At 70.3% G+C, this 26,515-nt stretch carries 20 protein-coding genes; 13 read left to right on the forward strand and 7 right to left on the reverse strand.

Annotated elements, in window-relative coordinates; translation table 11 throughout:
* Positions 1-203: 203 nt before the first annotated feature.
* Positions 204-1,346 (reverse strand): mandelate racemase/muconate lactonizing enzyme family protein, encoded by a 1,143-nt coding sequence (locus OHA19_RS02620; RefSeq protein WP_405720356.1) that lies wholly within the window; start codon positions 1,344-1,346, stop codon positions 204-206.
* A 236-nt stretch (positions 1,347-1,582) separates the two neighbouring features.
* Here OHA19_RS02620 and OHA19_RS02625 point away from each other — a divergent pair, with 236 nt between their 5' ends.
* The 8 genes from OHA19_RS02625 (at position 1,583) to OHA19_RS02660 (ending at position 11,954) form a co-directional block, all read left to right on the forward strand.
* Positions 1,583-2,584: a LacI family DNA-binding transcriptional regulator gene (locus OHA19_RS02625; RefSeq protein ID WP_329587198.1), complete on the forward strand. Its 1,002-nt coding sequence runs from the start codon at positions 1,583-1,585 to the stop codon at positions 2,582-2,584.
* Positions 2,585-2,707: 123 nt separating this feature from the next.
* Positions 2,708-4,048 carry an extracellular solute-binding protein gene (locus tag OHA19_RS02630; protein ID WP_317865071.1) on the forward strand — a complete coding sequence of 447 codons (1,341 nt, stop codon included), beginning with the start codon at positions 2,708-2,710 and terminating at the stop codon, positions 4,046-4,048.
* A 7-nt stretch (positions 4,049-4,055) separates the two neighbouring features.
* Positions 4,056-5,003, forward strand: coding sequence for a carbohydrate ABC transporter permease (locus OHA19_RS02635; RefSeq protein ID WP_405720353.1), 948 nt, complete (start codon positions 4,056-4,058; stop codon positions 5,001-5,003).
* Complete coding sequence (locus tag OHA19_RS02640) at positions 5,000-5,878, forward strand: carbohydrate ABC transporter permease (protein ID WP_405749254.1); 879 nt, start codon at positions 5,000-5,002, stop codon at positions 5,876-5,878. Before OHA19_RS02635 ends, OHA19_RS02640 begins: the two co-directional genes overlap by 4 nt.
* Positions 5,879-5,982: 104 nt before the next feature.
* On the forward strand, positions 5,983-8,274 hold the full coding sequence (locus tag OHA19_RS02645; RefSeq protein WP_405720349.1) for a hypothetical protein: 2,292 nt from the start codon (positions 5,983-5,985) through the stop codon (positions 8,272-8,274).
* 12 nt (positions 8,275-8,286) lie between these two features.
* Complete coding sequence (locus OHA19_RS02650) at positions 8,287-10,509, forward strand: FAD-dependent oxidoreductase (RefSeq protein WP_405720347.1); 2,223 nt, start codon at positions 8,287-8,289, stop codon at positions 10,507-10,509.
* A gap of 26 nt (positions 10,510-10,535) precedes the next feature.
* On the forward strand, positions 10,536-11,402 hold the full coding sequence (locus OHA19_RS02655) for an NAD-dependent epimerase/dehydratase family protein (RefSeq protein WP_405720345.1): 867 nt from the start codon (positions 10,536-10,538) through the stop codon (positions 11,400-11,402).
* A gap of 393 nt (positions 11,403-11,795) precedes the next feature.
* Complete coding sequence (locus tag OHA19_RS02660; RefSeq protein WP_405749257.1) at positions 11,796-11,954, forward strand: hypothetical protein; 159 nt, start codon at positions 11,796-11,798, stop codon at positions 11,952-11,954.
* 29 nt (positions 11,955-11,983) lie between these two features.
* Here the strand turns inward: OHA19_RS02660 and OHA19_RS02665 are convergent, their stop codons facing one another.
* Positions 11,984-13,036 carry an alpha/beta hydrolase gene (locus OHA19_RS02665; protein WP_405749260.1) on the reverse strand — a complete coding sequence of 351 codons (1,053 nt, stop codon included), beginning with the start codon at positions 13,034-13,036 and terminating at the stop codon, positions 11,984-11,986.
* Positions 13,037-13,147: 111 nt separating this feature from the next.
* On the opposite strand from OHA19_RS02665, the gene OHA19_RS02670 reads away from it, so the two are divergent.
* From OHA19_RS02670 to OHA19_RS02680, 3 genes are all read left to right on the forward strand, one after another.
* Entirely contained in the window at positions 13,148-13,747 is a 600-nt protein-coding gene (locus OHA19_RS02670) for a TetR/AcrR family transcriptional regulator (protein ID WP_405720339.1), read from the forward strand.
* 274 nt (positions 13,748-14,021) lie between these two features.
* Positions 14,022-14,501: a hypothetical protein gene (locus tag OHA19_RS02675; protein WP_405722113.1), complete on the forward strand. Its 480-nt coding sequence runs from the start codon at positions 14,022-14,024 to the stop codon at positions 14,499-14,501.
* Complete coding sequence (locus tag OHA19_RS02680) at positions 14,498-15,142, forward strand: vitamin K epoxide reductase family protein (protein ID WP_405749263.1); 645 nt, start codon at positions 14,498-14,500, stop codon at positions 15,140-15,142. The genes OHA19_RS02675 and OHA19_RS02680 overlap by 4 nt, the downstream gene beginning before the upstream one ends.
* Here the strand turns inward: OHA19_RS02680 and OHA19_RS02685 are convergent.
* Positions 15,093-16,424, reverse strand: coding sequence for a globin domain-containing protein (locus tag OHA19_RS02685; RefSeq protein WP_405720335.1), 1,332 nt, complete (start codon positions 16,422-16,424; stop codon positions 15,093-15,095). The genes OHA19_RS02680 and OHA19_RS02685 overlap by 50 nt on opposite strands.
* Positions 16,425-16,740: 316 nt before the next feature.
* Between OHA19_RS02685 and OHA19_RS02690 the strand changes: the two genes are divergently transcribed.
* Entirely contained in the window at positions 16,741-17,418 is a 678-nt protein-coding gene (locus OHA19_RS02690; RefSeq protein ID WP_405722110.1) for a response regulator, read from the forward strand.
* A 27-nt stretch (positions 17,419-17,445) separates the two neighbouring features.
* Here OHA19_RS02690 and OHA19_RS02695 read toward each other — a convergent pair whose 3' ends face one another.
* Both OHA19_RS02695 and OHA19_RS02700 read right to left on the reverse strand, forming a co-directional pair.
* Positions 17,446-19,125: a GAF domain-containing protein gene (locus tag OHA19_RS02695; RefSeq protein ID WP_405753199.1), complete on the reverse strand. Its 1,680-nt coding sequence runs from the start codon at positions 19,123-19,125 to the stop codon at positions 17,446-17,448.
* A 307-nt stretch (positions 19,126-19,432) separates the two neighbouring features.
* Positions 19,433-20,644 carry a Dyp-type peroxidase gene (locus tag OHA19_RS02700; protein WP_405720333.1) on the reverse strand — a complete coding sequence of 404 codons (1,212 nt, stop codon included), beginning with the start codon at positions 20,642-20,644 and terminating at the stop codon, positions 19,433-19,435.
* 30 nt (positions 20,645-20,674) lie between these two features.
* Between OHA19_RS02700 and OHA19_RS02705 the strand changes: the two genes are divergently transcribed.
* On the forward strand, positions 20,675-22,042 hold the full coding sequence (locus tag OHA19_RS02705) for a right-handed parallel beta-helix repeat-containing protein (protein ID WP_405720331.1): 1,368 nt from the start codon (positions 20,675-20,677) through the stop codon (positions 22,040-22,042).
* A 108-nt stretch (positions 22,043-22,150) separates the two neighbouring features.
* Here OHA19_RS02705 and OHA19_RS02710 read toward each other — a convergent pair whose 3' ends face one another.
* Both OHA19_RS02710 and OHA19_RS02715 read right to left on the reverse strand, forming a co-directional pair.
* On the reverse strand, positions 22,151-22,975 hold the full coding sequence (locus OHA19_RS02710) for a hypothetical protein (protein WP_405749266.1): 825 nt from the start codon (positions 22,973-22,975) through the stop codon (positions 22,151-22,153).
* A gap of 123 nt (positions 22,976-23,098) precedes the next feature.
* A complete protein-coding gene (locus OHA19_RS02715) occupies positions 23,099-25,693 on the reverse strand; it encodes an SdrD B-like domain-containing protein (RefSeq protein WP_405749269.1) in 2,595 nt (864 codons plus the stop codon).
* Positions 25,694-26,515: the final 822 nt, after the last annotated feature.

Below are 26,515 nucleotides of genomic sequence, written 5' to 3' on the forward strand. Positions count from 1 at the left end.
GTGCTCAGTGTGCGGACGCGGGCCGTGGGCCCGCAGGGACGGTGACGCGAATGTCCCGTTGTCCCGGTGTGCGGCTTCCCGGCCAGTAGCCGGAAGCGGCCCGCTCCCTGACCGGCGTCCTGTTCGGTACCGGAGGGAACACCAGGGTTGTACGCCGTCGATTCCGCGGGGGCCCGCCCGCACGGCCGACCGGCCCTGCCCGGCTACCAGTTGGTGAACGCTCCGTCCGCCGCGCGCAGGTGCGGGCGCTCGGACGCCACGGCCTGGTACCGGCGCGCCGCCTCCCGGTCGATGTCGACGCCGATGCCGGGCAGCTCGCTCAGCTCCACCCTCCCCGGCAGGATCGTCGGTCGCGCGGTGAAGAGCGCGGCGATGGCAGGCTCGGGGTCGGTCTGGTGCTCCTGGAGTGCCACATTGGGGCAGGCCAGATTGAGTTGGAGCGAGGAGGCGGCGGTGACCGGGCCGAGTGGGTTGTGGGTGGCGAGCTTGATGTGGTGGGCCTCCGCCATCGCCGCGATCTTCTTCGCCTCGGTCAGGCCCGCGGCCACCCCGACGTCCACGCGCACATAATCGATGAGGTCGCTCTCGATGAGTGTCCTGAACTCCCATTTGGAGCCGTACTGTTCACCCGCGGCCAGTGGTACGCCTGTGCGGGCCCGCAGCATGCGGTAGCTGTCCGGGTTCTCACAGCGCAGCGGGTCCTCGACGAAGAACGGGCGGGCCGCCTCGATCTCCCGGCACAGGGTCAGCGCCTCCGGCGGATCCAGGCGGGTATGGACGTCGAGGATCAGCTCCACCTCGTCGCCGACCGCGTCCCGGACCTCGTGGAAGAGGCCGACCGAGTCGCGCAGGCAGCGGCGGGCGTCGAGCGTGCCGTCGGCGTCGTGCGGAGAGGCGAACCGCAGATGGCGCCAGCCCTCGGCGACCAGGCCGCGGCAGCGGTCCAGGAACCACTCGCGGTCGTCGTAGCCGTCGCCGACATGCACATAGGCGGGTACGTGGTCACGCACCCGGCCGCCGAGGAGTTCGTGCACCGGTACGCCGAGCGCCTTGCCGCGGATGTCCCAGAGGGCCACGTCCACCGCCGCGATGGCGGCCCCGAGTATGCGATCGGCGGGGAAGAACCCGCGCCGGAACATCACCTGCCAGAGGTGCTCGATGCGTCGTGGGTCCTCGCCGACGATCAGCTCCGCGAGGTGGTCGAGACCACCCGCGACCGCTCGTTGACGCGACCTGATGCCGACCTCGCCCAGACCGTGGATACCCTCGTCGGTGTCGACCACGACCAGCATCATGCTGTCGCCGTGGTCGGGGAGAGTCAGCACTTCCAGGCCGGTGATCTTCATGCCACTCCTCTATGAAAACGTTCCCGCAATTTCAGCGCCGTTCTTGAGAACACATCATTGACAGCAGTTCGGCCGCAGGGCAAGACCCATGCATGCAGAAGGTTTTCCTCGGCGAAATACTCCTGACACACGTCTTGACACGCACCGGGAACGTTCGCAAACATCAACCGCATTCGCAGGATCCAGATGCGAGAGGACCGGGATCCCCCGGCTCAGAACGACGAGGAGGCCCACCCGTGGCAGTAACGATCCGGGAGGTGGCGAGCGCCGCGGGCGTCTCGGTGTCGACGGTGTCCCGTGCGTTCACCGCACCCGACCAGGTGCAGCCGACGACCCGGCAGCGCATTCTCGACGCCGCGGCCGAGCTCGGCTACTCTCCCAACCCGGCGGCCCGTTCACTGCGCGGCAGCGGCACCGGAACGCTCGGCCTGATCGTCCCGGACATCGCCAACCCGTTCTTCCCGCCGATCATCAAGGCGATGCAGGCCCGCGCCCGGCACCTGGGCTACACGGTTCTGGTCGCCGACAGCGACGAGCGCGAAGCCGACGAAATGGCGGCCATCGCGGCCGTGTCGAAGCGGGTCGACGGCCTGATTTTGTGGGCTTCCACCCTCACCGAGGACCGGCTCCACGAACTCGCGGGCCGGATGCCGCTGGTGGTGGTGAACCGTCACGTACCGGGCATCCCCGAGGTCCGGATCTCACTGGCCGCCGGCATCGCGCAGGCCGCCGAACAGCTGAAGGCGTACGGTCACCGGCGCTGCGTCTTCATCAACGCGTCCCGTGCCGAGCTGAGCCGCGGCAAGTCCATCCAGGAGTCCTTCGAAGCGCTCGACCTCTCCCTGTCCGAGCTCGGGCCGTACGAGCCGCGGTTCGAGACGGGCGTGCACGCCGCCACCCTCGTCGCCGCCCACGAGGCGACGGCCGTGATCGCCCACAACGACGTGGTCGCCCTGGGCGTGCTGCACCAGATGGCCAACCTCGGCGTGAGCGTCCCGCGCGACGTCAGCGTCATCGGCATCGACGACACACTGCTCGCCTCCGTCTCCACCCCCAGCCTCACCACGATCCGGATCGACCCCGAAGAGATCGCCACGCGTGCGGGGGACCTCCTGATCGAGACGATCGCGAACACAACAGGCCGCACCGGACCGGGACTCGATGCCGCCTCCCCCATCGTGGAGATCGGCTCCCGCCTGATCCCCCGCGCCTCGACGGGCCCCGCGCCCGCCCACTGACCCACCCGCGGCGCACACCACCACAACGACCGAAGCACTGCACAACACCGCACCGAGCCCACTCCTGCCCTTCTTGGAGCCGTTATGCCCAGAAACTTCCGCTGTGCGGCCATACTTGGCTGCATGGCGCTGACCGCGACCCTCGCGGGCTGTTCCTCCCTCACTCCGAGCAGCGCCGGCGGGGACGGCGATCTCGTACTGCGGGTGCAGGGCATGCCGCCGGCCACCGACAAGCCGGGGGTCGCCCTGTTCAAGAAGCAGGTGGCCGACTTCGAGAAGGCCAACCCGGGCATCAAGGTCAAGGGTTCGACCACGGTCTTCGACCCGCTGACGTTCTCCGCGAAGCTGTCCGGCGGCAATGTCGAGGACGTCATCAAGGTGCCGCTGACCGAGCCGCAGCGGCTCATCCAGCAGAAGCAGGTGCAGCCGATCACCGGGCAGCTCAAGGAGTGGAAGCACTTCAAGGAGTTCAACCCCCAGGTGCTCCAGCCGCTGACCGACAGCGCCGGCGACGTGTACGGCGTACCGCAGAATCCGTACGCCCAGGGACTGGTCTACAACCGCGAGCTCTTCGAGAAGGCCGGCCTGGACCCCGACCGCCCGCCGACCACCTGGGCGGAGGTCCGTACCGCCGCCAAGAGGATCAGCGACCGGACCGGCAAGGCGGGGTTCGTCCACGAGTCCAAGGACAACCAGGGCGGCTGGCAGCTGACGATGCTGTCGTACGCCTTCGGTGGCGAGCTGCAGAAGGAGCAGGGTGGCAAGTACACCGCCACGCTCACCGGGGAGCCGACGAAGCAGGCGTTGCAGCTGCTCAAGGACATGCGCTGGAAGGACGACTCGCTCGGCAAGACCCTGCTCAACAATCAGAACGACGTGATCAAGCAGTTCTCGGCCGGGCAGATCGGCATGTTCATGGGCAGCCCGGGGACGTACCGGCTGGCGAAGATGCAGTTCGGCATGGAGAACACCGACGCCTTCGGAGTGGCCCCGATGCCGCAGTCCGGCGGCGACGCGACACTCACCGGCGGCGACATCTACATGGTCCCGAAGTCCGCCGACAAGAAGCACGCGGCAGCGGCCGTGGAGTGGCTGACCTTCGCCTACGCCAAGCCGCAGTACAGCACCGACATCGCCGCCGAGCAGGCCAAGGCGCTCTCCGCCGACCCGAAGTCCGCGGTGGGCGTGCCGACGCTGCCGGTCTTCGACAGGAAGCGGCAGACCGAGATCGACGCCGCGATCAAGCCGTACGTCAATGTGAAACTTCAGCACTTCAAGCCGTACACCGACGGCCTCTCCACGCTGAAGCTGAAGCCGGAGCCGCCGTACCAGGCACAGAAGCTGTACACCGTGCTCGACCCGGTGGTCCAGGCAGTGCTCACCAAGCGCGACGCCGACATCGACGCCCTGCTGGCCTCGGCCGAGAAGGACGTCAATGCCAAGCTCGCCGCGGACCAGAAGTAGCCGGCCCATGGCTCTGCTCACTCCGTCCCGGCGCCCGGCCGCCGTGTCCAAGGAGCCCGTGCCGCGAACCCTGCCCCGGCGGCGTGGCACCGGCGCCCGCAAACAGTTCACCGCCTGGCTGTTCCTCGTCCCCGCGCTGCTGATCTTCGGCCTCTTCGCCTGGTGGCCGATCGCGCGCAGCCTGCTGCTCAGCTTCCAGAAAACCAACCTCGTCGATCCCGCCGTCTGGATCGGCCTGGACAACTTCCGTGCCCTGTTCGACGATCCGCTGCTCGGGACCGCCGTCGGAAACACCCTGTTCTTCGTGGCCCTCGGCCTGCTGATCGGTTTCCCGGCGCCGCTGGTCCTGGCCGCGATCATGTCGACGGTGCGGCGGGGCGCGGGCGTCTACCGCTTCCTGGTGTATCTGCCGGTGGTCATCCCGCCGGTCGTGGCGATCCTGCTCTGGAAGTGGTTCTACGATCCCGGGAGCGGGCTCTTCAACAACGCCCTCGGCAAGGTCGGGCTCGGCCCGTACTCGTGGCTGGAGTCCTCCGACAGCGCCATGCTCTCGCTGGTCCTGGAGTCCACCTGGGCGGGCATGGGCGGCGCCGTCCTGATCTACCTCGCGGCGATGGTCGGCATCCCCGGCGAACTCTATGAGGCCGCCGAGATGGACGGCGCCGGGATCTGGCGACGGATCTGGCATGTGATGCTGCCTCAGCTGCGTTCTGTCATCGGGCTGTTGCTGCTGGTCCAGCTGATCAACACGGTGCAGGTCTTCACCGAGCCGTATGTCTTCACCGGCGGCGGGCCCGAGAACTCCACCCTCACGGTCCTGCTGCTGATCTTCCGGTACGCCTTCCAGGACGGCGAGTACGGCCAGGCCGCCGCGCTCTCCTTCCTGATGGTGCTCGCCCTCGCCCTGCTCTCCGCGGTCTATCTGCGGGCCACCCGCAGCTGGAGCACGTCATGACCACGCTCACCACCTTCGTCTCCACCAACGACCGCCAACGCCCCGCCGTACGCGCGGCGGTGCGCTCCGTCCAGGTGTTCACCCTGATCCTGCTGCTGCTCATCGGCATCGGACCGCTGTACTGGATGGTCAAGGGCGCGGTCTCCCCGCCCACCGAGCTCACGACTCAGCCGCTGGCCCTCTGGCCGGACCGGCCGGCCCTGGGCAACTTCTCGACGGCGTACACCGATCTGAGTGTCGGCCGCTATCTGATGAACACCTTCCTGGTGGTCGGCGGATCGTGGTTCGTGCAGCTCTTCGTCTCGGCCACGGCGGGCTTCGCCCTTTCGGTGCTCAGGCCGAAGTTCGGCAAGGTCGTCTACGGGGCGATCCTCGCCACGATGTTCGTGCCGTACACGGTGAACATGGTCAGCCTCTTCATGACCGTGATCGATGTGCCGTTCCTCCACCTCAACCTGGGCGACACCTACTGGGCGATCTGGCTGCCGGCCGGCACGAACGCCTTCACGGTGCTGCTCGCCAAGCAGTTCTTCGACGCCCTGCCGAAGGAGCTGTTCGACGCGGCGCGGGTCGACGGGGCAAGTACCCGGCAGCTGCTCACCAAGATCGTGCTGCCCATGAGCAAGCCGGTGCTCGCCGTGATCAGTCTGCTCGCAGTAATGCACTCCTGGAAGGACTTCATCTGGCCGCTGGTGGCCATCACCGACCCCGAGAGGCAGCCGATCAGCGTCGCACTGGCCCAACTCGCCACGCAGGCTCCGCAGGACCAGCTGATCGCCACGATGGTGCTCGCCGTCGCCCCGCCGGTGCTCGTCTTCGTCGTCTGCCAGAAGTACATCGTCGCCGGGCTCGGCTTCACCGGGGTCAAGGGCTGAATCCCACCGGAGCCGACGGCTGGACCCCGGCTTCCCCCACCGCACCTTCCGCTTCGCAATCTCCGGAGCATCCGGAACACCCCGACCAAGAGAAGGGCACCTCCATGTCAGTCGCCCGGCGCAGATTCATCCAGGGCACGGCCGTCGCCACCGGCGCCGCACTGTTGCCGACCGTTCCCGCGTACGCCGCGGAGCCGGTCACCATCGAGGCCGACGGCATCACCCTGGTCGGCCGTGGCGACGGCAGCGTCCTCGTGCGGGACGGCGCGGGCACCGACCGCATCCTGCTCAGCCACTTCATGATCAAGGACACCGCGCTCGGCCAGCAGCGCACCTTCGGCGGCACCCCCGCCCGGATCACGCTCCCGGACGGGCGGCCCGCGATCCAGGTCACGTACACGATGGGGAGCGGCGCGTCCGGAGTCACGGTGCGCGGCACCTTCGACGTCACCCCTCGCAAGGCACACATGAAGTGGGAGGTCGGCGGCGCCGGCACGCTCACACCGGCCGGCTTCATGTTCTCCCGCACGGTGTACGGAGCGAGCGCGGCGGAGTCGTACGAAGCACTGACCGTCTGGGAGAAGGACGCCCGGGGCGGCATTCCGTACGAGGTGAACGCGGGCGGCGCGTACGTGGAGACGTGGCCGGAATCGAAGGGCTTCTTCTGCCTCCCGTCCACCAACCCAGCGAACACGAACGCCACATGGGTCCACTCCCCCGGCACCTCGACCGGCGCGGGCACCGCGGTCACCGAGGCCGATCTGGTCCTCGGCGATCTGCGGCCGCGCGCGGCGGGAGCGCTCGCCGCCGAGCGCCCGCTCAGTGTGGAGGTGTGGACCGACCAGCCGTTCAACCTCTACAAGGCAGCCGGGCAGACGATGACGCTCAAGGCGCAGGTCGTCAACGGCTCCGCCACGGACCGGAAGGTGACGCTCACCTGGTGGGCACGGGACTTCGGCGGCAGGAGGATCGCCGGAGGAACGCTCTGCAGGAGCCTCGCGGCGGGCGCCGCCTGGAACGCCTCCTTTCCTATGAAAGCGCCCTCGCAGAACATCGTGTTCACCGGGGTGGAGGTGGTCAGCGGCAATGACAGTGCGCTGGCCCGCACGAATCTGAGCGTGCTCCCGGAGTTCGCGTACAAGGCGGGCAAGGAGTCGATGTTCGGCCTCGCCAACTACCCCTGGCTGCTCGAACCCGACAAGGACGCCGTACTCGGGCTGGTCAGGACGCTCGGCATCAAGTGGATCCGCATCGCCTACGCGGGCGCCCCGGGCATCGACACCGCGACCCTGGACGCGAACGGCATCGGGCACAACGTGGAGCTGAGCGGCATCCCCGTGGGCGGCAGTCCGGAGCAGATCGCGGCCTGGGCCGACACGAATGTCGCCAAGGCCCTGGACGCCGAGGCCGCGTACTTCGAGGTGAGCAACGAGGTCAACCAGCCCTGGATGTCGGGCCGCGGCGCCGACGCCTATGTCCGGGACGGTCTGCGCCAGGTCACCACGCGCCTCGACGCGGCGGGCTCGCGGATGAAGGTCATGAACGCCGGCCTCGGCGGCATGGACTACGTATGGACCGAGAACTTCCGTGCCGCGGGCGGCTGGGACCTCATCGACGCCTTCGCCTTCCACCCCGGTCGCGGCAACTTCACGCCCGACTTCGCGCCGCCGTCCGAGGAGTGGACGCAAGGATCGTCCGGCACGTACTGGAACTTCCTCGGCGCGCTGCGCAAGGCGAACCAGGTCCTTCAGGAGTACGGCGGCGACAAGGAGCTGTGGCTCACCGAGGCGTACGCGCCGACCCGGCCCAACGCGTGGTGGAGCGACACCTACCGGCACGCCGCCGAGAACACACTGCTCACGCTCGCGCTCGCCAAGTCCGAGAACGTACGCGCCGTCAACTGGTACCAGCTGCACGACTCGGTGCTCTACCACCCGCAGGAGGCCGACCCGGCCAACCCCGAGTACCACTACGGCCTGATGAACCGCGACACCAGCGCCAAGCCCTCGCTCCTCGCGTTCGCGACCGCCGCCCGGGTCCTGGACGAGGCCGAGTTCGTCCGGCATCTCGCCTTCGCGGACCAGGACATCAAGGGACTCCTCTTCACCACTCCCGGCGGACCTGTGTCGGTCATCTGGAGCCGCAAGGACGGATACATCCTCAACTCCGAGCACGGCGAGGACCCTTGGTTCGCGTCGCCCGAGCCCTGGATCGACACCTGGACGACCAGGACCCCGGTCGTGGCCCACGCGGGGACGGTCGACGGCACGGTGCGGGAGCTCAACTGCATCGGCCAGGAGCGCTCCCTGAAAGCCTCCAACGGCAAGGTCACCCTCACCCTCGACGGTGCCCCGCGCATCTACTACGGCCTCGCCGCCAATCCCGACTGGAAGTAAGTGACGTACGACATGAGGAATGAAACCGCACGGCACGACATCACCGTCGTCGGCGGCGGCCTGGCCGGGGTCTGCGCGGCGATAGCCGCCGCCCGGCTGGGCCGTACCGTGGCACTCATCAACAACCGGCCGGTGCTCGGTGGCAACGCGAGCAGCGAGGTCCGGGTCTGGGTGTGCGGCGCGACCGGCCACGGCAAGAATCACCATGCCCGCGAGGGCGGCATCATGGGCGAGTTGCTCGTGGAGAACCAGTTCCGCAACCCGGACGGCAACCCCTACTACTGGGACGCCGTGGTCCTGGACGCCGTGCGCGCCGAGCCCGGCATCACGCTCTACCTCAACACCGATGTGCGCGAGGTCGACGCCGAGGGCCCGGACGAGGCCCGGCGGATCACCTCGGTCACCGGCTGGATGATGGGCTCGGAGCGGCGGATACGTTTCGAGAGCCCCCTCTTCCTCGACTGCACGGGAGACGGCCTGATCGGCCACCTGGCCGGCGCCCACCACCGCATCGGCCGGGAATCGCGCGCCGAGTACGACGAGTCATGGGCTCCGGAGACGGCCGACGACATCACCCTGGGATCGACCCTCCTCTTCTACACGAAGGACGCCGGTCACCCGGTCAAGTTCGTGCCGCCGAACTTCGCCAAGGACATCACCCGAACCACCATCCCGCAGCGCCGCATCATCAAGTCCGGTGACAACGGATGCGCGTACTGGTGGATCGAGTTCGGCGGCGAGCTCGACACCGTCCACGACAACGAACGCATCCGCGACGAGCTGTGGGCGGTCATCCACGGCATCTGGGACCACATCAAGAACTCCGGCGAGTTCGACGCCGCCAACATGACCCTGGAGTGGGTGGGCTCGGTCCCCGGCAAGCGCGAGTACCGCCGCTTCCTCGGCGACTACGTCCTGCACCAGGGCGACATCCTCGGCCAGACCGAGTTCGACGACCGGGTCGCGTTCGGCGGCTGGTCCATCGACCTGCATCCACCGAAGGGCATGTACTCCGACGGGGACGGCGCCAAGCAGCGCTACGCGGACGGGATCTACCACATCCCCTACCGCAGCCTGTACTCGGTGAACACGACCAACCTGCTCTTCGCCGGGCGCAACATCTCCGCCAGCCACGTCGCCTTCGGCTCGACCCGCGTCATGGCGACCTGCGCCACGATCGGCCAGGCGGTCGGCACGGCGGCGGCACTCTGCGCCACCGGGGATGTCACCCCGCGCGAACTCCCCGTACCCGAACTACACAGGGCGCTGCTGCGCCAGGACGCCTCGCTCATCGGCCTCGCATCGACGGACCCGGAGGACCTGGCCCTGCGGTCGACGGCCACCGCGTCGTCCACCTTGAGCGGCCTGGCGGTCGAGGACTCCGACGAGCTGTGGCCGCTCGCGGCGGACGCCGGACTCGTCCTGCCCGCGGACCCGGATCTCTCCGGGGTGGAGCTGCTCATCGACGCCGACCGCGACACCGAGATCGTGATCGATCTGTACGATCCCGAACTCGGCCAGAACTACGTCCCGCGCCGCCTCGTCACCTCCGTCACCGTCCCGGTCGCCGCCGGTGCCCGGCAGTGGCTCAAAACGGGCCTGGACTGGTCTCCCGAAACCCCGCGCAACGCCTTCCTGGTCGTCCGCGCCAACGACGCCCTCGCCCTGCACCGCTCCGACCGTCCGACCCCCGGCGTCCTGTGCCTCACACGCGTCCCGCTGCGCCCGTCGGACGAATCGCCGCAGCCGCTGCGCGAGTGGACGGACACGGGACTGCTGCGCCGCACATTCTGCTTCCGTACGGGAGAGACCGCGGCCTACTCCCCCGCCAAGACCACCGACGGCTATGCCCGCCCGTACGCGGGACCGCACATGTGGGTCTCCGCACCACTGGCGGACGACCCTTCCCCCTGGCTCGAACTGGCCTGGCCCGAACCGGTCGCCCTGGGCCGGATCGAGGTCATCGCCGACGACGACGTCAACGAGGACCTGATCAACCTGCACCACCACCGCACGCCCTTCGACACCCTCCCCACCCTCCTTCGCGACTACCGCGTCGAGGCACTGGATACTGAAGGCACCTGGCGCGTCATCGCCCGTGCGGCGCAGAATCGGCGGCGGCGCGAGACGCACACGCCGGCGGAACCGGTCACCACATCGGCGATCCGGGTCGTCGTCGAAGCCACCAACGGAGCGGCGTCGGCGCACATCGTCGCCGTGCGCGCATACGAGTAGCAGCACCGACGCAGGAGAGTGACTGGATGGCCGCAAGAGTGATGGTCACCGGGGCCGCCGGACGGATCGGGCGTGCGGTCCTCGCGCTGCTCGCCGAGCGCGGGATCGAAGTGAACGCCCTGGTCCTCGACGACCCCGGTGATCTCGCGGCGCGCCTGGTCGTGACCGGTGACGCCGCCGACGCGAAGACCGTGCGGGCGGCTCTGGAGGGCGCCGACGCGGTCATCCATCTGGCGGCGATCCCGACTCCCGCACGCAACACCGCGTTCGAGGTCTTCGCGGGCAACAGCCTCTCCACCTTCACCGTCCTGGAGGAGGCCGGCCGGGCCGGGATCCGGCATGCGGCGGTGGCGAGTTCCTGGGGTGTCACGGGCCTGCCCTGGACGGACGTCGAGGATCCGCATCCGCCGTACGCACCGGTCGACGAGGCGATGGCCTCCCAGGTGGCCGATCCCTACGGCCTCTCCAAACAGGTCGACGAGCTGACAGCGCAGATGATGGCGCGGCGGCACGGGATGAGTGTGGTGTGCCTGCGTTATCCGTACGTGGGCGGCTTCGAGGAACGGCTGCTCGCGCACGCCGCCCGGCTCACGGCCGACCCGGCCGCGGGAGCAAGGGATCTGTGGACGTACCTGGAGGTCCATGACGCGGCGAGGGCCGCGCTGCTGGCCCTGGACGTACCCGGCCCTGCGGCGCACACGGTCCACCTCTGTGCCCCGGAGATCATCGTGCCCCACCCGACGGAGGAACTGCTGCGCCGCTACCACCCCACCACCGTGCTGCGGCGCCCGCTGCCGGGTCGCACGGCGCCGGTCGACACCTCGGCCGCGCGCAGGCTGCTGGGGTTCACGGCACGGAATCTTCTCGGTCACGGGGCGGTTCCGCCGAGTTGAGATCACGACGGCCGCCGAACCGCCGCGGACGGAGAGAGCAGGACGTTTTCCGGGGGCGAGGGACGTGCCGAGTGACATCCGCGACGACTCCGCCGATCGTCGCCGGACGGGCGAAGGCAGACGGCGGCCGGTGAGATCGGCCGCCTCTGTCATCGGCACGACCCGCCTGCGAGAGCCTCGGCATGCTGCGCCTGCACGCCGGCCCGCCACCCGCTCGCCGGCCTGGCCGGCGGTGGCATGGATGGACGGGCCGGGCCCGGCTGTCGTCGGCCAGGTGGGCCTTCGTGCTCGAGCCGCCGCAGGAGCGCCCGAGTGCGTGATCCTCGGGCGCGGAGCGGCCGGGCTCCTCCGAAGCTGCTACATCGCGTCGAGCCGCTCGGGCAAGATTCTCGGGTGCGGCACCCCCCTCTCAGCCGGCGCTTCTCCCAGGCCGTCGACGAACTCCGGTCCGACTCACCCGGGGTCCGGCTCGGCGGGGTCCATGCACCGGCCGGCCTTGCCGACGATGCCCCCGCCGAAGACCTGCCCCAGACCTGCATCGACGCGGGTTGACGGCTCCGTGTCGCGGCAGGGCCGTCGGATCAGCCGATCAGTGTTTCCTTCAGCCAGGGGGCGATCAAGGACATCGCCTCGCCGAAGCGCGAGATGGCGCAGTGGCCGGTGTCCGGGATCAGTTCGACCCGGGTGTCCCGGCGGCCTTCGAACACCAGGGTGTCGTCCAGTGGGACGTGGACGTCCTCGGTGCCGTTGACCACCAGCATCGGCCCATTGGCGTCCTGGTCCAGCAGCGGGCGCAGGTCGAAGGCCGCGAAGGCCTCCTCGCGCTCGGCCGTGCTCGGCATGGCGTCGAAGCCGAGGGCGTTGCCGACGATGCCGTCCATGCCGAAGGCGAAGCCGCGGTCCGGAGCGAAGGAGCGTTCCACCGGGCCGCCGAGCACCACAGAGGCGTCCACCGCCCCGGTCAGTCCGGTCCGGGCGGAGTAGTAACCGCCCATCGAGATGCCGAAGTGGCCGACCTTTCCGTTGCCGATCGTGCGGGCGAAGGAGACCAGTCCGGCAATCACCTCGGCCCCGCCGTCCGGGGTCATCGGGAGGTGGGCGGTCTCGCCGGTGCCGACGATGTCGAACAGCAGCAGCCGTACCGGCAGCGCGAGCGCGAGCTGCTCCCACATGCCGTGCAGGTCGGTCTTCCAGGAGTCCACCCCGCCGCTGGCCAGCACGACCGGCGCGTCGGCGGGGAGGCCGGGGGCGGCTGTCAGGTGGATCGGCAGGGTGGCCTCGCCGCCGCGGTACGGGACGGTGAGCGTGCGGCGCTCGAACTCCACCGGGAAGCCGGGGGCGGCGAGGGTGTGCTGCTCGATCTGGCGGGCGAGCGCGGTGCGCTTCGGGTCGTCGGCCAGTGAGGGGAACTTGGCCCAGCCGTACGCCTGCGCGGCCAGGCGGTGGCGCCCGGCCTCGGCGTGCCGGGCGGCGAGGGCGGACCACTCGTACACCCAGCCGCCGGGCCGGTCGGGCCACATCTCGGTGACGGCGGCGCGGACCGCGTCCACCTCGTCGACGGGGAGGCCGAGGGTCATCTGCGGGTAACGCTCGACGAACAGGTCCTGGGGGTCCAGGGGCCAGGTGAAGGGCATGGTGACGCCTCCTGTACTTAAAGCAGGAACTCTTGCGTTAGCGACTATGCACCTGGGCAGCACTTAACGCAAGCCACCCTGCGTTAAAGTGATGGTCGAGGTGATCGACACATGACTGAGGAAGAACCGGAGCCGATCCGCCGCCGCCCGGGAGGCCGCGCCACACGCGTCCGCCAGGCCGTTCTGGCAGCCGCCATGGAGGTGCTGGCCGAGGAGGGCATCGCCCGGCTCAGCATCGCCGAGGTCGCGGCCCGTGCCGGGGTCAACGAGACCACGGTGTACCGGCGTTGGGGCAGCCGAGAGAGGCTCGTGCTGGACGCCATGCTGGCCGGGAGTGACGAGGGCATCCCCGTCCCCGACACCGGAGCCGTCCGCACCGACCTGGCCGCCTTCGCCCGCGCGCTGGCCGAGTACCTGGCCACCCCGACCGGCCGCTCCGTTGCCCGGGCGGCATCGCTCAGCTCCGACGACCCGGACCTCGCCGAAGCTTGGCGGACCTTCTGGGAGTCCCGCCTCGACCAGGCCGGCGCGATCGTCAGCCGGGCCGTCGAACGCGGGGAACTCCCGGCGGGCACGGACGCGGCCCTGGCGCTGGAACTGCTCTGCTCCCCGCTCCAGACCCGCTCTCTGCTCGGCCACCGCCCGATCGAGCCGGACCTGCCGGAGCGCTTGACGGACTTGGTGCTGGACGGTCTGAGGGGGAGGAGTTAGGGGGCTGCCACCAGCGCAAGAAGCTCAACGCCGCCATCGCCAGGGCTGTCGAGGTGTGCGCTCGCGGCACCGAACCGGCCGGCGTCCCCAAGTCGATCACCGGACGCGAGGCGCACGGGCTCCGGTTCGGCTCTCGCTCCGGCTCCGGTAGCTCGGGCATCGGAGGCGGCGGCTCCGGCAGTTCGGCAGGGCCGATCGGCCCTGGTGGTGCACGGCCTCCGAGGGGTTCACTGCGATGCATCGCACGCCGCGGGTGCGCGAGGAGGGAAACATGGTGATCGCAGTAGTCGGGCACAGGGACATCGGCAACAGAACCCTGGAGCTGGTGGAAGCCGAACTGAGAGCGCGGCTGGACCGCTTGGCGGAAGGCGCCGCCGCCCTTGTACGGGTCGGCGCGGGGCTGCCGTTGGTGTTCGGGCGGGCCGCCCGGGAGGCCGGGCGGAAGCTGACGGTGCTGCTGCCGGCGCAGGGCGCGGTCCCCGCCGTGCTGCCCGAGCGGGACCGGTCGGCCGCGGGCGAACTGCTGGTCCTGGCCGAACAGGTACGGCTGCTGCCCTTCGATCCGGCCGACCGCGACGCATGTGTCGGCGCCGATGAACGACTGGTGGCGACCTGTCGGACCGTGCTCGCTGTGTGGGACGGATCGCCGTCGGACGGCCGGGACGCCACCGCGCACCTGGTCGCCTTCGCACGTGCGCGAGGAATCCGGGTGGAGGTCGTCTGGCCGGACGGTTCCGTACGGGGGCAGGCATGAAGCTGTCGGAGCGCGGTGCGGGGAAGGTGGCTGAAGGTCCCGAGGCTGGCGAACGGGAATGCGCCGGGGCGCGGCGGGAGTTCGGGTGGGTGCTGGTCGTCACCGCCGCGCTCGGGCTGCTCGGCTCGTTCGTCATCACGATCGACAAGTTCGAACTGCTCGCCGACCCCGGCTTCGTGCCCGCCTGCTCGCTGAGCCCCGTGGTGTCCTGCACCAGCGTGATGCGCAGCGAGCAGGCGTCGGCTTTCGGCTTTCCCAACCCGCTCATCGGGCTGGTCGCCTTCGGGACGGTGCTGGGGACCGGCGCGGGCCTGCTCGCGGGTGCGCGCTACCGGCGCTGGTACTGGTGGGGACTGAACCTGGGCACGCTGTTCGGTGCCGGCTTCTGCATGTGGCTGATGACCCAGGCGTTGTTCGAGATCGGCGCACTCTGTCTGTGGTGCGTGCTCGTGTGGGTGGCCACCGTCTTCATGTTCTGGCACACCACGGTGCACAATCTTCGCCACGGCGTCCTGCCCGCGCCGCGCTTCCTGGTCGCGGCGGTGCTGGAGTTCCCCCTCGTGGTGCCGGTGACCTGGTGTCTGGCCATCGTCATGCTGATAGCAATCCGGTTCTGGTCGTACTGGCAGACATTTCTGTGACCGCGACCAGGCCGGTGGCGTCATGACGGATCTGCTCGGCCGGTACTCCGGCGGCGGCCAGCCGAGCGGCGACGGCCTGCGCCTGCCCGGTCGTGACGGCCTCGGGGGCCAGGGCCAGAAAGGCGTGCTGCCGGGCGGCGGCCCCGGGCCGCGGGGGCAGTATTCCGTTCAGGGCCCGCAGCCCGGCACCCGCGAAGCGGGTGTTCGCCGCGTCGGCTGCGATGACGGTCAGCCAGGGGCGCTTGCGCCTCGACGCCTCCAGATACGCCGCGTCGTACACCTCCCCGGCCGTCGCCGTCTCCCCTACGGGACCCAGCAGCAGCCGTACCCGGTGTGCGCGGGAGCGGTCGTCGTCGATCCGCTGGAGCAGCGCCTTCATCGGGGCCCAGCCCGTACCGGAGGCAATCAGCAAGAGGTCCGCGGCCGGAAGGTGATCCGGCAGGGCCAGTGCGCCGCGCGGGGCGCTGAGCCGGACGGCGCCGCCCTCCCGCGTACCGTGCACCAGAGCATCGCTCACCCCGTCGGCACCCCGGGCCCGTACGTGAAACTCCAGTTCACCGTCCGGATGCGGGGCGCGGGCCAGGTAGTACGGACGCCAGGCCTGCTCCAGCAGCGGCGACTCCAGGTACGTGTACTGCCCGGCCTCGAAGGCGTAGGGCTGATGGGGCCGTACCCGCAGTACCGCGAGATCGGGGGTGCGCAGTTCGTGCGAGGTCACCGTCGCCTCCCAGCTGGGCGGTTCGGCGATCGCCTCGTCCGCGCCCCTGACCATCGCCGAGACGGCCAGCCGCAGCATCCGCAGCCAGGCCTGTTCCAGCGCGTGGGTCCACCTGGCGCCCGCGCGCACGCGCAGCGCCTCGATCAGCGCCGCCTCGAAGGCCTCGAAGTGCGCGGGGCGCACACCGAGCTTGCGGTGATCGCGCCCCAACTGTCCGAAGACGCGGATCATTTCGTCCGTACGGTGCAGATTCCCGATCAGATAGCGGAAGATCCCGGCGAGATGGGCCTGTTGGAAGGCCATCGACTCGGGGAACAGCGACCGCAGATACGGGTGCCGCTCGAACAGGGTCCGGTACAGCTCGGCGATCAGCTCATCCAGCGGGTTCACCAGGAGCAGCGAGTCGCCGATCAGCAGCTGGTCGGCCGTTCCGTCGTACGCCTGCGGGGCCTTTGCGCTCCACTCCCCGGCACGGCTGCCGGACGGGGCCAGGATGCGTCGCCGAAGCCGCATCGCGTCATGCCGTGCGAGCAGTGCGTGGTAGTCCTCGCTCGGGGTGTTCATGGGCCGGTTGCTCCTCGTTGCAGCACAGTGGGGTGGCCGGGAAGGAAGGGGCCCGGTCGATCTTGGCGGCGTCAGTATGGCACCGCGCTCCACCCGCTGACCGGCCCCTGGCCACAGGGCCTTTCGGCCCTGTTCGGGCACCGTTTTCCGTGCTGTCGGACCCCGGCGGGAACAGCCCCGCGGACGGGCACATACTGTTTCCGGCCCTCTCCCCGAACCGATCGAGCATGTGGTGAATGAGTTCGCGAACACCCCCCGGAACACGACCCCGACGAGCACGGAATCGCCCCGGTCCGCGGCCCCCGTCCGCGTCTTCATCCTCGACGACCACGAGGTCGTCCGGCGCGGCGTACGCGATCTGCTGGAGGCCGAGGACGACATCGAGGTCGTCGGCGAGGCATCCGACGCCCGGGAGGCGCTGGCCCGGGTACCGGCCAGCAGACCGCAGGTCGCCGTGCTGGACGTACGCCTCGGCGACGACCGGGGCGGTGATCACGCCGGCATCGAGGTGTGCCGGGAGCTGCGCGCGCTGATGCCCGAACTTGCCTGCCTGATGCTGACGTCGTTCGACGACGACGAGGCGCTGTTCGACGCCATCATGGCGGGCGCCGCGGGGTACGTGCTCAAGCAGATCAACGGAGCCGATCTGATCACCGCCGTACGCAGGGTCGCGTCGGGCACCTCGATGCTCGATCCGCGGACGACCGCCCGCGTGATGGAGCGGCTGCGGGGCACCGAGCGGCCCTCTGCCGAGGCGTCGGAGGGATCGGAACTGGACGGACTCACGCCCAGGGAACGGCAGATCCTCGATCTCATCGGCGAGGGACTCACCAACCGCGAGATCGCGGAACGCCTCTTCCTGGCCGAGAAGACCGTCAAGAACCGCATCTCCTCGATCCTCGCCAAACTGGGCGTGGGCCGCCGGATCCAGGCCGCGATGCTCGTCGGCCGGGTCAAGGACCGCCAGGGTCGGCCCCGGGCCCCGAGAGGCTGACGGGTACTCGGAGGCCGGTCCCGGGCGTCAGTCGTGGAGCGGTGCACGCCAGATGATCCGGGTGCCGCCGTCCGCCGGCCGTTCGACGGCCAGGGTGCCACCGCACAGTTCCGCCCGTGTACGCATGTTGGCCAGCCCTCCGGGGCGCTCGGCCGCGGCCCCTGTCCCGGCCGCGGCCGTGGCACCGTCCCGGGTCCGGATTCCGATGCCGTTGTCGGTGACGGTCAGGGTCACCGCGTCGTCGGCCGACAGCACGATGCCGATACGCGTGGCACGGGCATGGCGGGAGGCGTTGGACACCGCCTCGGCGGCGACCGCCACCACATGTTCGGCCAGCTCGTCCGGGACCGTGGTGTCCACCGGCCCGTCGATCCGTAGGGAGGGCCGGAAACCGAGGGCGTGGGCCGCTGTGCGAACGGTCTCCGCCATCCGGTGCCGCAGCCCGCCGCGGTCCGGACCGTCCGCCGTCCGCAGATCGAAGATGGTGGATCGGATGATCCGGATCGTGGTGTCCAGATCGTCCACCGCCCGGCTGACCCGCTCGGCCGCGTCCGGCCGGTCCGCGATGGCACGCGTGGTGCTCTGCAGGGTCATCCCGGTCGCGAAGAGACGCTGGATCGCCAGATCGTGCAGATCGCGGGCGATCCGGTCCCGGTCGTGCATGACGGCGAGTTCCTCGGACTCGGCCCGCCTGCGGGCCAGTTCCAGGGCGATGGCCGCCTGGTCGGCGAAGCCCGAGACGAGGGCGACCTCGGTGTCGTCGAACGGTGGGCGGTCCTCCGGCCGTCCCAGGCGCAGGGCGCCCCTGGTCTCCGCGTCGACCCGCAACGGCACCGTCACCACCGGACCCAGATCGTCCTCGGTACCGTCGCCGAACGGGTGGGCCCGGGGATCGGTACGCACATCGGCACAGTGCACCGGGGTCCCGGTACGGGCGGCGAGTCCGGCCAGTGAACCCCGCGCGGGTACGGACAGCCCCTTGACGCACTCGGAGTCCCTGCCGTGGGCGACGGCAACGGTCAGACGTGCCTCGGCCCCGGAGGCCTCCGACGCCCCGGAGCGGGGTGCGGGGGGTGTCGGCAGCAGGATCGCAGCCCGGTCGGCCCCCGCCACCTCCATCGCCCGCTCGGCGATCAGGTGCAGGACCTCGTCGGCGTCCGTCCCCGAGAGCAGGGTTCGGGTGATCTCGCCCAGCGCCTCCAGCCGCCGCTCCCGGCGACGGCTCTCGTCGTACATGCGGGCGTTGTCGATGGCGACCCCGGCCGCGATCGACAGAGTGGTCAGCACCGCCTCGTCGTCGGCGTCGAAGCTCACCCCGCCCCGCTTCTCGGTGAGGTAGAGATTGCCGAACACCTCGTCCCGCACCCGCACCGGCACCCCGAGGAAGGTGCGCATCGGGGGATGGTGGGGCGGAAAACCGAAGCTGCGCGGATGACTGCTGAGATCGGTGAGCCGAAGCGGTTCCGGGTGCTGGATCAGCTCACCGAGGATCCCGCGCCCGCACGGTGTCTGGCCGATCACGGCGGCGAGCTGCTCCGATATGCCGACCGGCAGGAACTCCAGCAGCTTCTGCCCGTCCCCGACGATGCCGAGCGCCCCGTACTCCGCGTCGGTCAGGGTCACCGCGGCCTCCACGATCCCGCGGAGCACCTCGGGCAGTTCCAGGCCCCGCCCAAGGCTCATCACGGCATCCAGCAGACTGCGCATCCGGTCCGGCCGGCTGGGCTGGGGCCAGGCCGCCGGGCCGGCACATGGGGAGTCGGGCAGGGCCCGGGGTGCTGTCTCTGTCATCGGGCGCCGCTCTCAGGATCCGTGTGCCGTATGCCGGGAAATCGCTCACCGGATCACCGCAGGGCTGGGACCGGTCCACGGACGGTCAGCCTACGGCAGCCGCAGGGCGGTTCCGGCCGTGCGTAGCCGGCCCGGTGAGGCCGGTCGGCTCCCCGACGCCCCGGCAGGTAGGGCCGGAACCGCCGAGGAGGAGTAGCGAACGGCGCGGACCAGGATCAGGACCTCATGTCCAGAGCTGTTCGCCCAGAGACCCGGCGGATGAGGCGCCGGGCAGGACGTAGGCCACGGCCGAGGCCCGGTGCTGGAGGAACGGGGTGAGGGCGTCGCGGGTGGCCAGGCGGTCCTGGACGCGAGTGAACTGGGCGGAGTCGCGCATGAAGGCACAGAAGAGAAGGCCGCGGTCGGCCGGGCCGTCGTCGTAGCTGTAGCTGCGGCGGAGCATACGCGCACCGCCGTCGAAGCGGGGGCTGGCGAGACGCACGTGGGCGGTGGCGGGGATGACGTAGGAACCGTCGGGGTTCTTGGCGTAGATGTCCGGCTCGTCGTGCTCGGCGGTGCCGCTGAGCGCGACGCCGTCGCGGGCGCGGCGGCCTATCACCCGGTCGCGCCGGCTCTCGGAGAGAGCCGCGTAGCCGGTGACGTCCATGCGGATCCTGCGGTAGACCAGCACGGTGCCGTCCTCGTGGGCTCCGGGAGGGCCCCAGACCCACTGTTCGGCCGCCGCGTGATCGGGGTTGGCGGTGCCGTCCTTGGAGCCGAACAAGTTGCGCGGGGTGGTACCCGGGGGTGTGTGGGGCAGGAAGCCGGACTGGGACCAGCGAGGCACGGCGCCTGCGGCGTGTGCGGCCCCGCCGACGAGTTCGGCGACGACCGTGAGCGTCCAGCGGTCGGCTGCGCACAGTTGGACCAGAAGATCGCCGTTGCTGCGGCGCGGGTCGAGGCGGTCGCCGGGGAACAGCGGTAAATCCCGTAGTGAGGCGGGGACGTTGAGGTCGAGGCGAGCGGCGAGAGCGGGGCTGATGCCGACCAGGGAGGTGAGCCGGGTCGCGCCACCGCCTTGGAGCCGCGGGTCCGGCGGGGCGTCGGATGCTGCGGTGGCGAGCGTGCTGGTCAGCGCGCCGAGGACACGGCGAAGGGTTTTCCGGTCGGTGGCGGCCGAAGTCTGCGGGAGGTCGAACGAGAGCAGGTGGGTCGCCGGTTGCTGGGGCGCCGTAATACCTGCCTGTCGGGCGCCGTGGAAGGGAATCGCGGCCTCGGCCGGCGGTGCGCCGGCGGTGGCAGGGCCGACTGTCCCGTCGTCTCCCGCCAGTTCGTCGGCTGCCGCGCCGACCCCGGCGGCGAGAACCGCTCCGGCTGCGAGCAGTGCCCGACGCCGACCGAAACCGGTTGCCGCGGGTCGGGACGGATCCTGCGCATTTCCCTGTTCGGTGGGCATAGGCCTATTGGAGACGATAAAACATCTGCCATGCAAACCCTGTCTCCAGAACGCTCGTTGAACCGCTCGCTCGTCCCGACGGCGGTGTTCCGGGCGGCGCTGCGACTGTCGGCAGTGGTCGTCACGGTCGCACTGGCGGCCACCGGATGCTCCGGTACGGGCTCGACGTCCGGCGATGCGCGGCATCCGGCGGGCAGCGTGCTGCGCGTTCCGCAGGATTTCCCCTCGGTGCAGCAGGCGGTGGACACCGCTCGTGAGGGCGAGACGGTGCTGATCGGCCCGGGCGTGTACCGGGAGAGCGTGCGCGTCACCAAGCCCCGCTTGGTGCTGCGCGGAACGGATCGCAACAAGGTGGTCTTCGACGGCGGTCTGCGTCTGGCCAACGGCATCACCGTGACCGGCGCCGGCTCGGTGGTCGAGAACCTCACGGTGCACGGCTACCTCGCCAACGGCGTACTGTTCACCGGCGTCACCGACGAGCGGTTGCAGCAGCGCGGCGCCGGCGGCTCCGCATACGACCCGCTGGACACCACCCGCTTCCCTGCCGTCCGGGGCTTCCGCGCGACCCGGGTCACGGCGTACAACAACGGCCTGTACGGCATCTACGCCTTTGACGCGCGCGACGGCGTGATCGAGGACTCCTACACCTCGGGGCACGCCGACTCCGGCATCTACGTCGGCCAGTGCAAGCCCTGTGGCACCGTCGTCCGCGGCAACACCGTGGAACGCAACGCGGTCGGCATCGAACTGACCAACGCCTCGGACAGCCTGTCGGTGCTGGGCAATCGGATCGCCCGCAACCGGGTCGGCGTCACCGTCAACTCCAACGACCTGGAGGCCCTCGCCCCCCAGCACGGCGCGGTGATCGCGGGCAATGTGGTCGCCGACAACAACGCCGCCGACACGCCCGAGCAGGCGGACGGGGGCTTCGGCATCGGTATCGGCATCGGCGGCGGCACCGCGAACCTCGTCCAGCGCAACCTGGTACGGGGCAACCGGGCGGCCGGAGTGGTCGTCACCGACCCGCCGGGGCATCCGGCGAGCGGCAATCGCGTCGAAGGCAACCGCGCCACCGGCAACGGCATCGACCTCGTGCTGGCCTCGGCCGACCCCGGCAACTGTTTCGAGGGCAACCGGCCCGGCACCCAGAGCCCGAGCGGCCTGGAGGGGCGCGCGGGCTGCGGCACCCGCGGCCGGGGCGCGCTGCCCACCGGCCGGACCGCGCCGGTGCAGGCGCCGCCCGGCGTCCCGTTCAGCCGGGTACCGGCCCCGCCCGCCCAGCCGTCCATGCCGGACCCGACGGCCCCCGGCAGCCCGGCGACCGGTCTGCCGGGGGCCGTCGACGCGGCCGCGTATCCGCTCCCGAAGGACGTGAACGCCGTGCCGCGCACACACTGAGCACGTCGCCGCGGTGGCCGCGGCCCCCGTTCACCGTGCCACCCCGAAGGGCGGGTCGAGGAGGGCCGTCGGCAACCGCGCGAGCCGGGGCCCACCGGCACCGAGATGTCAGCCGGTGCCCCACGGCGCCCCGGGGAGCTTCGCGCGGCCCTCGCGCCCGGAGAACTCCACGGTGGTCGGAGTCCCCAGGCCCGGCATCCGCATCGTCACCCGCCGCAGGCCGCCGTCACCGTCGACCCAGTACGTCAGCGGCGACCGTCCGCCGTCGGGACCCGCACCGGGCGTGGCGCCCTGGGCCCGCGGTCCTGCAAACCGGTCGTAGCTGCGGCCGTCGATGCGATCACGCCCCAGCCGACGAGCCCCGGACTGTGCGAGCAGCAGCGGGTTGTCGGGGCGGTCCGCGCCGAGTCCGATCAGCAGTTGGAGCCCGGCGTCCAGGGGGTCGGCCGTGTAGGAGCGCGCGGACCAGCCCGAGCGCGGGATGTGCTCGGCCTGCTGCCATGGCGGTCCGTTGGCGCCCTTGGGCGCGGGGGCCAGGCCGAGGCCGCCGGTGTCCCAGACGATCAGCCCGTGGTCGAGCTGCCCGGTGGCGGACCCGGAAGTGCCGGAGGATCCGGTGACTCGGTAGCTCCCCACGGCCCGGTGGTTCCGGTAGTCCACGACCCCCTTGACCCACACCTCCACTCCGCCGCCCTCGGCGGCGGTCAGGGTCACCGCCACGGGACTGGCCTGGTACAGGTTCAGCCGCGACAGCGCCAGCCTGGACGCCTCCTCCATCGTCACCGGCCGCTCGGTGGTGGTGTCGTCGTCCGAGTAGGCCCGGTAGGCAGCCAGGCCGCCCACTGCTGCGCCGCACGCCGTGATCGCGATCAGTGTTCTCAACCAGAGGGCCCGACGCGGCGTACGGCCGTCGGTCTTCCTCTTCCGAGCCATGCGGTCGCCTTCTCTCATCGGTCGGTCACACAGGAGGGCGGGTTCGCGAACCGCTGGTCCGCGAACCCGCCCGAACCGGCCCGGACGGTCACCGGTGCCGGTCGCACCGCTCAGGGACGCCCCTCAGCGGTGCTGTGCCCTTCGCCGGCGCATCAGTACGACCAGTGCCGCACCGAGGACGGTGAGCGCGGCGCACCCGGCCAGGGCCAGCGGGACCACCTGGCTCGTGCCGGTGGACGCCAGGCCCGAGTTGGGGGTGTGGCCGGGTGCACCCGGTGCGCCCGGAGCCCCCGGCGAACCCGGTTTGCCTGGCGTGCTCGGTACCGTCGGTGTCGGTGTCGGCTCGGTGGCGGGAAGCCGTCGGTTGACCGCTGTCACCGAGGCCGCGTCGTCGAGGTTGTCGGAGGTCAGCACCAGTGGCCCGGACACGGGCACGTCCGGTACGGCGTATCCCGCGGGCGGGCTGACCTCCTGCCAGTAGTACGTGCCCGGTGCACCGTTGCCGCGGCAGATGCCGTCGGTCCCGGTCATACAGGGCTTGCCGACCTTCGTGTCCGGCTCCGCACCGGTGGTCTGCAGCTCGTCGGAGCCGTTCGTCTCCTTCCACAGCTGGAATTTCGCCCGGGCCAGCGCTCTGCCGTCCTGGTCGTGTTTGACCAGGCGCAGCACGCCTTCCTGTTGTCGGAAGCCGAAATCGTATGTGTGGTCGTTCTCTCCGGGCCCGCCGGTGGTCAACGCCCGTTCCGGGAAGCGTGCGTCGCGCGGGACGATGCCCTTGGAGTCGATGAAGTGGTTGTCCCCGACATCCGCGTCCGTGGGCACCCACTGGTGGAGCGGACCGCCCTTGGCGTAGTCGGCCGGTTTGTCGAGGCGGATGGTGTACTTGGTCTTCGGCCGGAGACCTCCGGTGACGTTGGAGTCGTCGAAGTAGTACTCGCCACGCGACGTCGTCGCGGTCGTCCCCACGAGCTTGCCCGACTCGTCGTACAGGTTGACGGTCGCGCCCACGACCGGGCGCTGGCCCGGGCCCTGGATCCCCTTGCGCTCGGGGTCGTACCAGACCCTGTTGCCGATCTGCAGCGGTGCCTGGTCGCAGAGCACCTCCAGGTCACCCATCGAGGCGCCCTTGCCGAACGGGGCGATGCTTCCCGACGGGTTGAGGCGCAGACCGCCCTTCGGGTCCTGCTTGCCGTCGCGCTGGACGAAGGCGGTGCCGTACCCGAAGGCGGTGCTGTTGGGGTCGAAGCCGGCGGTCGCGATGGTGTCCTCGACCTTGGAGAGCGCCATGCCGGCGAACGACGCGTTGTGGTGGGAGCCCATCCGGCTGTTGTCGAAGAAGCGGGTGCCCCGGGGGGAGAGTCCGCAGCCGTTGTTGGTGTCCATCACGTACACCCCGCCCGCCAGGCACGCCTTGTTCAGGTCGCCGCCCGACAGGACGTTGGCGGGTGTGTTGGGTGTGGGACCGGCCGGGGCACGGTCGCCGAAGCGGTCACGGAAGGCCAGCAGCATGGAGCCGTCGGCCTCGAACCCGATCTCGCCCAACTCCGGTTCGGGTTGGGCAAGATAGCCCTGGCAGGCCTGTCCGTTCTGGGAGGTCGGGAAGGTGTTGGTCCAGGGGAACCAGCCCGCGCCGTCGCACGGACCACCGCCGACCGTGGACTCACGCGGGTAGTCCAGCGGCTGGTCCAGCACCGCCTTGCGGAACTCTCCGGTGGCGAGGTCGAAAGGCATGACCACCGCGCGCAGGTCCGAGAGCTTCCCGGTGGACTCGCCGGAGCACACACCGCCGAGGTAGCCGACGCCGTCCTGCAGGCCGAGGCCGAAGGGGCGCCAGTCCCCGGTCGCCGGACAGCCCGGGTCCGGGATGGTGTAGACGGCCTTCGGCGCCGATGCGGTCGCCGCCGTGGCGTCGTAGCGGTAGAGCTTGCGGTTGTTGAGGTTGACGACAAACAGGTCCTTGCCGTCATCGGTGACCTTGATGCCGCCCAGGCTCTCCTTGCCCGGTACGGCAAGGAAGGCGTCGTCGGTACCCGACCCGTGCGTCGTCTTCCCCGCGTCCGGGACGACGGTGAACAGCGTGGTCTTCTTGTGCGCGAGGTCGCTCACGTAGATCCCCCCGGCGCCACCGGGACCGTAGTCCGTGGTGCGTTTGGCCACCGCTGAGGAGAACGCCCGCTTGTCGGCCTTGTTCCACGCGATGCCGAACAACGTTCCGGTCTCGGCGTCGGTGGCGACGTTCGTGACGTTGACGTCGACGCCGTCCTGGCCGCGTGCGTCGTACGGGAAGGAGACCAGCGTGCGCTGAGCCCCGCCCTCACGCGCAGCGGGCTGACAGGTCGTCATCAGCGGCGCGTTCTTCTGGCAGTAATCACCCGGACTCCACAACCCGGTGGTGTACGCCACGCTCTTCCCGCCGGAGAGGTCGACGAACTCCTCATTGCTGCTCAGCCGGTTGGGCGCGCCGTCCAGTCCCTGGCGAGAGGCGAAGGCCGGGAACAGTGCGCCCGGCTTCGGATTCACCACCTGCACCCGGTACTTGCCGCTGGTGGCCCTGCTTTCCGCCGGAGTCAGTGTCACGGTGCCGTCGGCCGCCGTGACCCCCTCGACGCCTGTCCCAACGTCGTCGGTGAGGGTTACTTTGACACCCGCGATGCCCGGTTCCAGTGCAGGTGTCCATACTCCGCTGTTGTCCACGGCCCGGATCACCCGGACCGTCACGGACCCGTCCTCCGTCTGCGAGTGCGCCGCAGGCGCCACGGCTAACGAGCCACTGCCGATTCCCAAGGCGAGCGCTGCCAGGCAGCCGACGGTGCGGCGACCGAGCATGCCCGGCCGTCGCCGACGCGGCTCGGGCGCGGCTCCCTTCGCTTGTTCATTCGTAGGTGTCATCCCCTGCTCTCAGCGTCCAGAAGGGCCTGATGCCCTGTTTGTGAGGGAGTACATAGAGATGCGGAGAACCGCCTTGCCAGCGATCTTAGAAGGGCTTTAGGCAAGATCGTGGAAGAATGGCGAACTTATCCCCCGCTGATCTTTCAGGCAACGGCCTCCGAGCGCGTCACGGGCGGCCGGCGAGGTGGCGAACAGGGCTCGTATCCGTCGCACCGGACCGTACGCATACCGCTCCCACTCGTGGTGGCTGCGCGCTTCCTGACCGAACGTGCGCACCGCCGGCCGCACTGTCCGTACGACACCGTCTAACGAGCAGCCAACTGGAACGAAGTCCGGTTCCGTGCGGCGCCGATGGCAAGTGCGATGCGGTGCAAGGGGCATCGGTGGCGCGATCTCACCCTGCGACACAATGCCGACCAGCGGTTTCATGCTCCTCCCCTACCGGGTGACGGCCTGCCCGGCCTCGGCACGCGCCCCGAAAGGGGATCGGTGCTTGCGCACAGGCGGGCGGCCCACCCCGCTCCGTCTGTCCCCATCCTCCCGCCGCGGCGCACAACTACCAGTGAGCACGGCGGCATTAGCAGCCAGCGCATGCGGCGGGGCACGGGTCTCTTCGAGCGTGTGAGGCGCATCCGGCCAGCGGGCCACCGT

The organism is Streptomyces sp. NBC_00012 (genome assembly GCF_045040875.1).
Classification (GTDB): Bacteria; Actinomycetota; Actinomycetes; order Streptomycetales; family Streptomycetaceae; genus Streptomyces.

What these genes read in the sequence shown, in the direction of transcription:
- OHA19_RS02620 (WP_405720356.1), bottom strand. Translation starts at nt 1,346, where the DNA reads ATGAAGATCACCGGCCTGGAAGTGCTGACTCTCCCCGACCACGGCGAC.
- OHA19_RS02630 (WP_317865071.1), top strand. Translation starts at nt 2,708, where the DNA reads ATGGCGCTGACCGCGACCCTCGCGGGCTGTTCCTCCCTCACTCCGAGC.
- OHA19_RS02635 (WP_405720353.1), top strand. Translation starts at nt 4,056, where the DNA reads ATGGCTCTGCTCACTCCGTCCCGGCGCCCGGCCGCCGTGTCCAAGGAG.
- OHA19_RS02640 (WP_405749254.1), top strand. Translation starts at nt 5,000, where the DNA reads ATGACCACGCTCACCACCTTCGTCTCCACCAACGACCGCCAACGCCCC.
- OHA19_RS02645 (WP_405720349.1), top strand. Translation starts at nt 5,983, where the DNA reads ATGTCAGTCGCCCGGCGCAGATTCATCCAGGGCACGGCCGTCGCCACC.
- OHA19_RS02650 (WP_405720347.1), top strand. Translation starts at nt 8,287, where the DNA reads ATGAGGAATGAAACCGCACGGCACGACATCACCGTCGTCGGCGGCGGC.
- OHA19_RS02655 (WP_405720345.1), top strand. Translation starts at nt 10,536, where the DNA reads ATGGCCGCAAGAGTGATGGTCACCGGGGCCGCCGGACGGATCGGGCGT.
- OHA19_RS02665 (WP_405749260.1), bottom strand. Translation starts at nt 13,036, where the DNA reads ATGCCCTTCACCTGGCCCCTGGACCCCCAGGACCTGTTCGTCGAGCGT.
- OHA19_RS02670 (WP_405720339.1), top strand. Translation starts at nt 13,148, where the DNA reads ATGACTGAGGAAGAACCGGAGCCGATCCGCCGCCGCCCGGGAGGCCGC.
- OHA19_RS02680 (WP_405749263.1), top strand. Translation starts at nt 14,498, where the DNA reads ATGAAGCTGTCGGAGCGCGGTGCGGGGAAGGTGGCTGAAGGTCCCGAG.
- OHA19_RS02685 (WP_405720335.1), bottom strand. Translation starts at nt 16,424, where the DNA reads ATGAACACCCCGAGCGAGGACTACCACGCACTGCTCGCACGGCATGAC.
- OHA19_RS02695 (WP_405753199.1), bottom strand. Translation starts at nt 19,125, where the DNA reads ATGCGCAGTCTGCTGGATGCCGTGATGAGCCTTGGGCGGGGCCTGGAA.
- OHA19_RS02700 (WP_405720333.1), bottom strand. Translation starts at nt 20,644, where the DNA reads ATGCCCACCGAACAGGGAAATGCGCAGGATCCGTCCCGACCCGCGGCA.
- OHA19_RS02705 (WP_405720331.1), top strand. Translation starts at nt 20,675, where the DNA reads ATGCAAACCCTGTCTCCAGAACGCTCGTTGAACCGCTCGCTCGTCCCG.
- OHA19_RS02710 (WP_405749266.1), bottom strand. Translation starts at nt 22,975, where the DNA reads ATGGCTCGGAAGAGGAAGACCGACGGCCGTACGCCGCGTCGGGCCCTC.